The organism is Larsenimonas rhizosphaerae (assembly GCF_026240105.1).
GTDB lineage: Bacteria > Pseudomonadota > Gammaproteobacteria > Pseudomonadales > Halomonadaceae > Larsenimonas > Larsenimonas rhizosphaerae.
In genome coordinates, this window is the sequence record NZ_JAPIVE010000006.1 from 1 (window position 1) to 11,197 (window position 11,197).

Below are 11,197 nucleotides of genomic sequence, written 5' to 3' on the forward strand. Positions count from 1 at the left end.
TAGCGGCGGTTGAAGGCGACTCGATCCTTCATTTTGCGTTTGAGGTACATGGCTCCGGTCACGGCAACCGCAATACCGGCGATAATTCCTAGATTCGAATTGGAAAAGATACCCAGCAGGGCTGGAATGCAGATGACTGCCCACAGCAGGCCGGGAGGCGGCCCATACTCGAGCTCAGCTTGGCAGCCTCGGCATACGGAGGCGCCATGGGGGACATGGTTATGGCAGTGAGGGCATTGATGATCGGTCATGAGGCGGAATCTGTTGGTGTAATAAGTCGTCGTTAATTTAACAGATCCTTGCCCGCCTGTAAGAAGGTGCCGACTGTTCATGACGCGACTTTGGTTGATGGCGTACGTTCATGACCACTCGGCTGTGTCGGCAACGGCCTCGATCCAATCCAGTACCTCATTGTCGGTCGGGTCCTGCCGCACAAGGTGGGACTGTTGCCGGGCATGCTCGGCCAGGTCCGAGGCATCGGGCTGGGGCGGGGTGTGATCGAGCGGGGAAGAACCCATGTAAACCTCCGGGCTGGGAACGTCTGAATCAGTTTGACGTGTCACGGTCGAGGACGTCTACTCAAAGCAAGCGCAACACATAAAACAAGCCAAGGAGAATCGTATGTCAGAGGGACTTACCATGATCGTCTGGTTTCTCGGGGTATTGGCGCTATCGGGGTTTGTCGTGTGTGGCTGGGTTCTGTACGGCGAGCATCGGCACAGGAAGAACGCGGCGAAGCGCAAGGCGACACGCGTACTCGAGAATACCCTATGAGCCGGAAAGTGTTCATCGGGGCGGGGTCGGTCATGTAAATCGATGGACGCTTTCCGAAAGACGCTGATATTATATTTTAATATAACTTTTAAGCGCACACGGGTGTGCCGGAGACTCTCATGAGCATTACCAACCTTAGACGCGTCGGGGGCTCGGTCATGATGGCCGTCCCGAGAGTGTACCTGGATCAACTGCATCTGAAGGCCGGCTCACAGGTCGAGGTGGCCATCGATCAGGGGCGGTTGGTCGTCGAGCCCGCCAAACCCAAGTACACCCTCGAGGAGCTCTTGGCCCAGTGCGACACAGGGGCGGAGTATTCGGCGGGCGAGCGTGAGTGGCTGGACACGGATCCGGTCGGCCGCGAGCTGCTGTGATGCAACGCGGCGATATCTACTTTGTCTCGCTCAACCCCACTCGAGGGCATGAGCAACAGGGCATGCGCCCGGTGCTGATCGTCTCACCAGACGCCTTCAACCTTGCGATGGGGGCACCGCTGGTCGCGCCGATTACCAATGGGGGCGGCTTTGCCCGGTCGCGGGGCTTTACGGTGTCGCTGGCCGAGGCCGGCACCACCACGACAGGCGTCGTGCTGTGCAGCCAAATGCGCACGCTGGACATCGAGGCCCGTCACGGTCGCTGGGTCGAACAGGTGCCACAACACATCATGGAGGACGTGCTGGCTCGGTTGGCGACGCTGTTGAGCTGACGAAAACGGGCACAGCGCGTGTTTCCCCCGGAAACACTCAGGACCACGGGGGCCTCGATCAACCCCGAAACCCGGAGACTTTTATGAGTCGAGTGTTTCCCCCGGAAACACTCAGGCCCGCTGGGGTCTCGATCGACCCCGAAACCCGGAGAGATTTCGCAATCGAGTGTTTCCCCCGGAAACACCCAGGCCCGCTGGGGCCTCGATCGATGCCTAAACCCGGAGAGATTTATGAGTCGGGTGTTTCCCCCGGAAACACGCCGGCCCGCCGGGGCCTCGATCGACCCGAAACCCGGAGAGATTTATGAGTCGGGTGTTTCCCCCGGAAACACGCTGATCCCTCTGACCGAAATGCTCAAAGGAGAATGCCATGAGTACGTTTGATGACCTGAAAGCCTCTCTTGAAGAGGCGGTGAAGATTAATGAAGGGTCTCTCGAGGGTAAACGTACGCGTCATAACGTGATCGATGTGATCGCGATTCGCGCTCGGCTTCAGGTTTCTCAAGCCGATTTTGCAAATGCTATCGGCGTCAGTCTCGAGACGATCCAGCATTGGGAAAACGCGCGCCGCACTCCGACGGGGATGGCTGCTAAAGTACTTGCAACGATTCAGAAGCGACCAGAGTTCTATAGGGAACTGGAATCGCACTGAACTGAAAAGCGCTTTGTAGCGCTGAGGAGATGCGTTATGCCGGAAGGACTGACACTGGTCGTTTCAGTACTGGGCACGTTGGTGGTTATGAGTCTTACCTTCTCCAGCGTTCTGCTTTATCAGGGGCACCGAGACAGAAAACGGGCCGCTGAGCGTAAAGCGTCAAAAATACTCGAAAACAACATGTAGCGCCCCACGAAATTTTGCGGTCGATTTGGGTCATTTTAGAGGGTCGGATGATCGTCAAAAATCGTTTTGAATCTGACCCGGTTTTGAAGCAAAGGTGATCGTTTGGGCTCGGACAAGGTATGTCTACGTGCACACAAATGTGCGCTCTAACGTTTCCCATAATTGCTTCCGCTCTCATGGGAAACTGACCTTGCTCAGGGCTTCGCCCCGGAGACCCCAAGACCTTGTTCGCTGAGGCTCACAAGACGGCTATCAGGTGGAAAAACAGGGAAACACAATCTGCCATCAAAAATGACCCTCTATAGGGCCATTTTTGCGCTCAAGATAAGACGCGTAATCTTGAATCAACATGGGGACCCGCCCCGGGGATGTTCTCATCAAGATGCTGGCCCACATCTGCATGACAACCGATCAACTCAGTCGTCTGGTATTTCCTCAGCGGGTGGAAGTGACCAGCCATCCGACTTTAAAAGGCTGAGAACGTCTTCGTATTTATTGATTCGGCGTATGTGATGAATTTCCTTATAGAAACGATTGCGCGCATCAGTTGTAGGCAGATCAGCGGGCGCCACGTTGCGGAGCACCCTGATCAAGAACGTATCCGTCTCAGCTGCATCCCAATTTTGTGAGTTGTCGATAACAGCGTCGAGGAGTTGATCAAGCTGCTGGCTGTTGAGTTGACCGGCGAACGGCATGATGAGGTCGCTAAAATTGTTTTCAGATCCACGAAAGCTACTGGAGTGCCGGTATTTTTCGACTGCCCGCCCCCACAGCTCGGTGAGCGGATTATATGTGATCGCCTCTACCAGTTGCTTCTTGTTCAAGCCTTCGATAATAGGCAGCACCGCATCACAAAGTTGCGGGACGGCCACACCTGCCAGAATGCGATAATCGGTAAGTGCTTCGAGGTCAGTATTGTCGATCGTTGCCTGTAAGGCGGTTTGTGTCGACTCCTGAAGCTGTGACCAGAAGTTTGGAAATGCAGCGATGAAGGCGATGGCGCGGGGCCGGTTCGCCGGGGCGAGGCTATCGATCAGCCTGATGATTGATTCTTTAACTTCCGTCCATGCAGCTGGGGTACGGTCGCGTACCGCAACCAGTGAAAGAATAATCTTGTGATGATGCGGTTCCAAGTGCGACGAATCCCCCATGAGAAGAGATTTCGCGAGCACCGTGCCAAAATTGCGGATGTTCTGGGCGCGGACATGTCTCAAGTAACGTTGCTCGACATAATCGAGGATGTGTTCATTGGACGTCGGAAAGCCCGTTGACTGCACGTCGACCTCATATAATTTTAAGATTGCGTTGCCCAGAAGAGGCTCCTGTGACAGCACAAGATCTACCGCATTAACGAGGTGCAATCGCACCAATTCCGGCGATGGTTCGAACAGATCGGCTTCGGCTGAGAAGGCCGGGTGGGCGCAGAGATTGCGGTCTTCACGAAGGCGCTCCAAATGCTTATAAGCGATACGATTGACAATCTGGGTGCTGTTCGTCGCGTTCTCGAGAATATTTTTTTCAAGCTCAAGCAGCTTAGAGATGTTGTTTGAATAAGTCGCGTTGTCCCACTTTGTAATAAAATCGGTCGCGGCTGTATCCCCCATTGTGCTCAGCTCGCGGTACTTGGCGATGAGGTCATAGACGAGTGCGACCCATGCCGAGGTGAGAGCGCCGCGCAACGCGCCCGCCTTGTAAGCTTTCACAGCGTCTAGAAAGTACACCTTCGACTGCGGCTGCCTGATTCGGGTAAGTATTATGTCGAGATCTACAAATCCAGTATCCACGGTTCTCTATCCACGCGATGCAAAGTAGGGATTGAATAACAGTATTACATTAGCAAACATAGCGTTGGTTTCAGTCAGCGCCTTTTGAAGAACTCCTCCAGACGAGCGGGCGAGGTGTGTGGCGCGGTACGGCTACGGTTTCTTCGACTGATGTGTTTCGACAAGAAAGGTGGCAATGGCACCGGCGGTATTCACAGCAAGGCTGGCGTGTCGCGGAGCAGGGCGGACCGGCTTCGGTCCTCCGCGGCCGTGGGCATCCGAAAATCGATTCCGCAGCGTTCCAATTCCGTGCACCAAGTTCATTGCGCCGCCCAGAATTGCCTTGATCGGCTCGTCAGTATGCTGGTTTGGAGACAATTTTAGAGCCTTCGCGGCGAGGCGATAAAGCGCCGGCAGATCTTCCTTGTCCGTATAGGGCTGCCCGCTCTCGTCGAGTATCCGCTTGCAGACGGTTTCCAAAAGGGTACGCGCAACGGTGATCGCGCCTTCTGGATCAGTTTCTCGCCGAGCGATAGCTTTTGCCCAGACTGAGTGCACGCCGTCTGGATCAAAGGACTCGAGCGCGTCCGAAACTACAACGTCAGCCGGCGCTTGATACCTTCTTTCCAGAAAGTCGATCGCCTGTGTGAATGCTTCTTCAATGATCGCTTTACGCTGAGCATAAGTGCTGGCCTCATTTTTGATGTAAGGCCAGAACGTCGAAAGGCTCCGGTAACGCTGTACGAACGCAGGCAATAGCCCTTTGATCGTTTCGTCTCGTATCAATATAAAACGCAGATGTTGGTAAGCCATATCGTCGCGTGGGCCACCGGTGGCTGTAGCCGTGAGAATGCCTTCAATCATCCTTACACGCTCAATCAGCGATTCTGGTATCTCGAATGTGGCCATCATGTATTTTGAATCTCCCACTGAATTGCGTGGTTTCGACTTGGACAGCCTGCATCTATGCGGTCCCTTCTCATTATGTGAGTTCCCTATTTTCCTCACACATAACCATCAATTTGTCCTCTTTTAACCATCAATCCCTAAGCGATATAACTCCAACCTGGCACCTCTCGAGCCGCTTCGCGGCTGCAACGGCTACGCCGTGTCACGCTGTGTATACCCCTCACAATCTGTTCGGCAGTGGGATAACACCGTTATCGGCGCTGATGCGCCTACATCCCGCTGCCGCGGGATCGACAAAACCTGTATCTCTCCATGATGCCGAAACAATCATGTCGAGGTACGGCTCGAGATCGACACATGTGCTCGCGAAGCGAGGCGTTAGCGGGTTTGGCTCCATTATTTTCCATCTTCAGATCCCCGAAAAAACCTTTGCTTCGATGTGGCACAGCACGTGTGACATTGCTTAAATGCACGCCATACAATCATCGGCTGAATTCATTGATGGCACAGGGGCTTGTCCATGGCGTGGCACAGTGTGAAAGAGGCGTGCCAGATGGCACAGAAAAGTCGGCGCACTCTTTACCGCGATATGGCGCGAGGCCTTCTGTCGTACGGCGTTGATGATAGTGACAAGCGTGTCATCGAAACGTCAGAATTGATTCGTGCCTATGGTGAGCTGGCAAAGGTGGCACAGCCCGAATCTGAAAAAATGGCACATGTTGGCACTGACGATGACACTCTAAAACTGGCACACACTGACCCTCAAATTGTGGCACTCGTGGCACAGGTCGAACAAATGAACCAGCAAATGGTTGAGATGCGTTCCGAACTCCAGGAATACCAACGACTGCTGACTCATCAGCCCGATCCTGAGCCGTCGTCCCCGCCTAAACGTACCTTTCTGCAACGCCTGCGTTATCTGTTCGATCCAAACGCATGACGGGTGCTCTCGGTGATATGCCTGAGCGGCCCAAACGAGCCCAAAGAACGCGTACTGCCTCGTCATAGCCTCGCTGGGTAGTGGGTGCCATGGGCTTGCGCTTATAGAGTTCGTGGATGTGCCGGCGGACCATTAAGAGCGGTGGGATTAACAAAAAAGCCAGATAGGCAGACACGAAAAACCCGGCTTCAGAATTAACCTGGCCGGGCTCTATTAGAGCGATGTGTCCTTACCTGCCCTCATGAACATCCTGTTCATGCATATTGTTGAGCAATCCGTGCTCGATGGAGCATCCGTGCTCCACTACCTACATGGCAACATACTCTGAGGGTATTCAACGACAACCTGGATCATGCAATGTGTTTTTCTTTTTCCATGATCAGGCCGCTGCCGGTTTTAAATGGTCATGACGTAAAAAAGCCCGCATGAGCGGGCTTTTTCATTCGAAGCAGAAGCTTCGAAAGCACTACCTAACTAAAAGTTAGGCAGGCTGGATGTTTGCAGCCTGAAGGCCTTTCTTACCCTGGGTCACGTCAAAAGAGACTTGTTGACCTTCCTGCAGGGATTTGAAACCGTCAGCTTTGATTTCGGAGAAGTGGGCGAACAGATCGTCACCGCCGTCAGAAGGAGCGATGAAGCCGAAGCCTTTAGAATCGTTGAACCACTTAACTGTACCAGTTGCCATTTTCGATATTCCTTTGCGCTAAAATAAGCGCGATCTTTAATTTGCCGGGTATTGCCCCAGATATAGCGGGAAGAACAAGGGTATATAACCAGACTACCGAAAAATTCGATCACAACTGACAATATGCGTCTTGCTAACCACTGAGATGCATCGTGACACGCTTCTTGGTAGAAGGTCAACCGAAATGCTGCGAAAAGCGTCGTAAAAGCATCCTGACTGCCAGTAGGTGACTAAAGTATAAGAGTTAGAAATTCTAGATAAGTGGTCTCAACTCACTGAAAATCAGTCATTACTCATGTTGAGATTCGCCCAGCAATCGAAGAGCTGCATCATCGTAACTCTCCCCAGGAAAAGCTTTCTTCTCAATAACAGATTGAGGAATCCCGTACATTGCTCCTGACGTGCTGTGATTTTTGCCGATATTCCCTGTTCTGGATTTACCTTTAGGGGTCTTTTGGACAATCTTTTTGGTTTTCTCGCCGAAGGTAAATACCAGGTGTGAGACTCGGCGGCCGGTCTTGCGCTGCTCCCACTTCACCCATAGCGGACTATGCTCATTGAGCTGCGTTACGGCAGGCTCAATCACTCGCCGTTTTAAATCCTTTAGTACCGGGTACTTGTCACCAAGCTGAAATGCATCGCGCAACCAGTCAATCTCGACTTCACGATGTCCGGTATCTCTCCACTGGCATAGTAATTCGTAGAGCCGCATAGCATGCGAACTGGTCAATTTTGCTACGTCAGAAAGCGCATACCGCGTGAACTGCTCAGTAAGCTGAGTCAGATAGGGCAGCATGTCCTTGGTAAATCGAAGCTGTATACGCCCCTCATTTTTCCGGTAGCGGATCGACTGCACCCAGCCAGTGATTAACGTTTCTTCGTGTGACCCCTCACCATTGGGCCTCTCGGTAATCCACACTTCTCGGCGCTTTAACCGCAAGGCGGCATCAGCAAGTTCTTTATAGGTCGAGTGTGAACCTGTACCGACAAGTGCGGCATAGTCCGCAACAGTAACGTCGTAGAGCACCTCATCGGTGATGGGTTTATCTCTGCGAACTTGCGCTATGCAAGCCAACATAATCCGCTGTTCTGCAGGAGTCAGGCGGTAAGACGCCTTGATTAAAGCGTTACTCTTATAGATTTGAGGCTTGTTCATCTACAGTGCTCTAGCATCTAAAAAACGCTTCATAGGGACAATATAACAGCGACCTCTTTTACCCTGAATCTGTCCCTCTCACAACCCTGAATCTGTCCCCTTTAAACCCTGAATCTGTCCCCTTTAAACCCTGAATCTGTCCCCTTTTAAAGCCAAAAAAACTTTAATATCAATAGCTTAAAAGGCCTAAAAGTATAAAAGTATAAAAGTATAAAAAGGGTAAGCTTGGAGATACAGGATGGATATCTTGCAGATCCGCATGATATCCACCCGTAGGTGACCTAGGGGTAAGTCACGCTCCTCTCTTTGATTCATCAAGCAAGCGCAGGGCCGCATCTTCGTATGACTCGCCTAGTTGTGCCATTTTCTCGATGACGGGCATAGGAATGCCGTAAAGCGCCCCCGAGCCGTTTTTTGGCGCTTTCCCTGCCGTATCCTTGCTTTTCCCTTTTTGCGGCTTGTGGCGGCTTTCTTGGATCTTCTCGCCAAAGCTGAAAGCCAGATGTGTGATCTTGCGACCAGTCTTCTTCTGTTCCCAATTCACCCACAGTGGCGAATGTTCGTTGATCTGATCGATAGCCGGCTGAATCACCCAGCGCTTGAAATCTTTAATAGCAGGGTACTTTTCGCCGAGTTGGAACGCCTCGCGTAACCACTCTATTTCAACCTCACGCTTGCCTGATCCCCGCCACTGAGCCAAGAGTTCATAGAGACGCACGGCGTGAGCACTAGTCATCTTGGCTACATCGGCCAGAGCGTAGCGCGTGAACTGCTCCGTGAGCTGTGACAAGTACGGCACCATGGGCTGGCTAAACCGCAGCGCCACAGTACCTAACGTTTCTTGATAAACGACCTCTTGTACCCAGCGAGTCAGTCTGACCTTGGCGTGGCCATTGCCGTTTGGGGCCTCATGGAGTGTCACTCGACGATCAAACAAACGCTCAGAGGCGGTCTTGAGGTGCTGGTAGGCTCTGTCGACACTGATTTTTGCCATGTCTGCGATCTGTTGGGCACTGACCGTATAGAGCTGCTGATCGGTTAGCGGCTTATCTCTTCGCACCTGTGCGATACATGCCAGAATTATGCGTTGCTCGTAAAGACTGAGCCGGTAGGAGGCTTCAACGAGAGCGTTTGCCTTGTACACCTGAGCGTCCTGCATGACGTGGCCACCTTCCAAGGTATAGGTAAGAAGTGATCCCCTCTAAAAAGGGAGTTTTTTATTTTTCTCCTATTTGGCCACCATTCCCTCCCCCTTTCAACCACCATTCCCTCCCCTTTTAACCACCATTCCCTCCCCTTTTAACCACCATTCCCTCCCTTTTTCCCCATATTTCCTTTCCTATATCAGTCACTTAAGAACCCCTAAAAGGGGAAAAGGGGAAAAGTACAGAAAAGCAAAGCACGCCTACCCTCCAGTCGCTAACGCTCCTTCCGCCCCGCCTACGGCGGCCTAAAACCAAAAAGTGCCTCGACAAGTCGAGAAGGACGCGATCGAGCCACATAAGCGGCTGCGCGTCCTTGGCGAGAGCTGGCCGCTAAAGCACTAAACTCTTGTGGGCCGTGCCCCACCCTCATGGCAGTACATTTGGGCCTACGGCCCGGTTATGCAGGAATAGGTTAGAGCTTCTCGATACCAGTCGACGGCATGGCCTGAGATCGACTGATAAGGGCGATTTGAGCCCGTTTTCAGTCGAGTGAAGGGGATGCCTGCCAACGAGCGTCGCGAGGCGGACAGCCGGCAATTAGACGCGCTGAGTGAGCCATTCAAAACCCACGACACGATGAACCATCGGATCTGCCGACCTGTCCAGGAGGTCGATCGCTGCTGTGTTCGGTCAGGCCGTCACTGCCGTTTAGGTAGTGACGGCCTATGATTGGTCCAGCCATGGTGGGATTTAAGGCGAATTATTTGAATGCTGACTGTGTGATAGGCTTCCAAATAAAAGCCCAGCACGGTAGGCTGATCGTGCATTATCCGTGGCGACTGCGGAGCTCAGTCGCGCCCTTTGCGGCATCGCCGCCCGGCGCCTCCCTGCCGTTCCCAAGTGGGAGTCCCTTTGGACCAGACGGTCCGTCCCAACGCCTGATCGTCTCTCGAAAGCAGGCGCCGCGTTACGCGGTTGGAGACTACTGAACCCCCCGGTCTTGAACCGGACCACCGCCATGGGTGACTGCCATGGCCTTCACGAGGGAGATCGTACCGCCCTCGTGGGGCGCGATCTCCGGCCTTCCAATCGAACGCTTGAGGAGACACACGCTGTACGACCGCCTGCCCGGATTTGCCAACAGGCAAACCGTCAGGACGCTGCCATTGCAGCAGGCGAGAGAGCATCGCCCTTTTATGCCCCCGGCCCTATCGGGCGTTCCGTCACGTACTGCGTACGGATCGGGCAAGTACACTGACCAGGACATCGCTCATATGAACAAGCTCGGCTTCGATTTCATGCAGCTGTGCCAGCGCAACCGCGATGGCAGCCAGACCACGCAGTATCAGCGAAGCCGGTCGCTGCGCAGCATCTCTCAACAGCTTCAGGAGCTGGGTTATCGCAACATGCGCGCCAGTAGCCTGAAACCCAAGCACGTGACCGCCCTGATTGAGCGGTGGCAGGGCGAGGGCATCAGCGATGGCACGATCAAGAACCGAATGGCCCACGTGCGGTGGTGGGCCGAGAAGGTGGGCAAGACGTCGGTGATCCCACGCGACAACACCCAGCTCGGGATCCGGGACCGGGTGCATGTGACCGGTGTGAGCAAGGCTCAAACGCTGGATCCGCGCCTGGAGGCGGTCCCGGATCACCGCATTCGAGTCAGCCTCGAGCTTCAGGCGGCGTTTGGGCTGCGTCGGGAAGAGTCGATGAAACTGCGGCCGGCACTGGCCGACCAGGGAGACCGACTTGTGTTGCAGGGCTCCTGGACCAAGGGGGGCCGCGAGCGCGAGATTCCGATCGAGACCGACGATCAGCGGGCCGTGCTTGACCGGGCGCATCAGGTCGCCGGCACCGGCTCGCTGATTCCACCGACCCATTCCTACGCTCAGCACCTCAAACGCTATGAGTACCTGCTGCCGAAAGCCGGGCTGTCCCGAATGCATGGCCTGCGCCATGCGTACGCCCAGCGGCGCTATGAAACCCTGACCGGCTGGGCCGCACCGGCCGCCGGCGGGCCGGTCTCAAGCGCATTAAGCGCCGATCAGCGGGCGAGTGATCAACAGGCCCGGATGACCATCAGTCGCGAGCTGGGGCATGAACGCGAGCAGGTCACGGCGATCTATTTGGGGCGTTAGGTGCTTACCGGGTGCGGTAGCGGCGGTTGAAGGCGACTCGATCCTTCATTTTGCGTTTGAGGTACATGGCTCCGGTCACGGCAACCGCAATACCGGCGATAATTCCTAGATTCGAATTGGAAAAGATACCCAGCAGGGCT

General features: G+C 54.1%; 12 protein-coding genes. 6 read left to right on the forward strand and 6 right to left on the reverse strand.

All coding sequences use genetic code 11. The annotated features are described in order from the left end of the window. Positions 1-359: 359 nt before the first annotated feature. Positions 360-518 (reverse strand): antitoxin MazE-like protein, encoded by a 159-nt coding sequence (locus OQ287_RS15145; protein WP_265896968.1) that lies wholly within the window; start codon positions 516-518, stop codon positions 360-362. Between the two features lie 103 nt (positions 519-621). On the opposite strand from OQ287_RS15145, the gene OQ287_RS15150 reads away from it, so the two are divergent. From OQ287_RS15150 to nadS, 4 genes are all read left to right on the forward strand, one after another. Continuing rightward, positions 622-774: a hypothetical protein gene (locus OQ287_RS15150; protein WP_265896969.1), complete on the forward strand. Its 153-nt coding sequence runs from the start codon at positions 622-624 to the stop codon at positions 772-774. A 119-nt stretch (positions 775-893) separates the two neighbouring features. Then, a complete protein-coding gene (locus OQ287_RS15155; RefSeq protein ID WP_265896970.1) occupies positions 894-1,148 on the forward strand; it encodes an AbrB/MazE/SpoVT family DNA-binding domain-containing protein in 255 nt (84 codons plus the stop codon). Further along, positions 1,148-1,480 carry a type II toxin-antitoxin system PemK/MazF family toxin gene (locus tag OQ287_RS15160; protein WP_251929376.1) on the forward strand — a complete coding sequence of 111 codons (333 nt, stop codon included), beginning with the start codon at positions 1,148-1,150 and terminating at the stop codon, positions 1,478-1,480. Before OQ287_RS15155 ends, OQ287_RS15160 begins: the two co-directional genes overlap by 1 nt. Before the next feature lie 370 nt (positions 1,481-1,850). Next, entirely contained in the window at positions 1,851-2,132 is a 282-nt protein-coding gene (gene nadS / locus OQ287_RS15165; RefSeq protein WP_265896971.1) for a NadS family protein, read from the forward strand. 605 nt (positions 2,133-2,737) lie between these two features. Here nadS and OQ287_RS15170 read toward each other — a convergent pair. Then, complete coding sequence (locus OQ287_RS15170; RefSeq protein ID WP_265896972.1) at positions 2,738-4,105, reverse strand: hypothetical protein; 1,368 nt, start codon at positions 4,103-4,105, stop codon at positions 2,738-2,740. Positions 4,106-4,237: 132 nt separating this feature from the next. Further along, positions 4,238-4,996 carry an abortive infection family protein gene (locus OQ287_RS15175; protein ID WP_265896973.1) on the reverse strand — a complete coding sequence of 253 codons (759 nt, stop codon included), beginning with the start codon at positions 4,994-4,996 and terminating at the stop codon, positions 4,238-4,240. Between the two features lie 517 nt (positions 4,997-5,513). Here OQ287_RS15175 and OQ287_RS15180 point away from each other — a divergent pair. Next, positions 5,514-5,933 carry a hypothetical protein gene (locus OQ287_RS15180; protein WP_265896974.1) on the forward strand — a complete coding sequence of 140 codons (420 nt, stop codon included), beginning with the start codon at positions 5,514-5,516 and terminating at the stop codon, positions 5,931-5,933. 481 nt (positions 5,934-6,414) lie between these two features. On the opposite strand, the gene OQ287_RS15185 is transcribed toward OQ287_RS15180, so the two are convergent. From OQ287_RS15185 to OQ287_RS15195, 3 genes are all read right to left on the reverse strand, one after another. Then, a complete protein-coding gene (locus tag OQ287_RS15185) occupies positions 6,415-6,618 on the reverse strand; it encodes a cold-shock protein (RefSeq protein ID WP_250939845.1) in 204 nt (67 codons plus the stop codon). 289 nt (positions 6,619-6,907) lie between these two features. Beyond that, positions 6,908-7,774 (reverse strand): replication initiation protein, encoded by an 867-nt coding sequence (locus OQ287_RS15190; RefSeq protein WP_265896975.1) that lies wholly within the window; start codon positions 7,772-7,774, stop codon positions 6,908-6,910. 292 nt (positions 7,775-8,066) lie between these two features. After that, the gene (locus OQ287_RS15195) at positions 8,067-8,933 is read right to left on the reverse strand and encodes a RepB family plasmid replication initiator protein (RefSeq protein ID WP_265896976.1); all 867 of its coding nucleotides are present in this window, start codon (positions 8,931-8,933) and stop codon (positions 8,067-8,069) included. A 1,260-nt stretch (positions 8,934-10,193) separates the two neighbouring features. Between OQ287_RS15195 and OQ287_RS15200 the strand changes: the two genes are divergently transcribed. Further along, on the forward strand, positions 10,194-11,057 hold the full coding sequence (locus OQ287_RS15200; protein ID WP_265896977.1) for a phage integrase N-terminal domain-containing protein: 864 nt from the start codon (positions 10,194-10,196) through the stop codon (positions 11,055-11,057). The last annotated feature ends 140 nt before the right edge of the window (positions 11,058-11,197 follow it).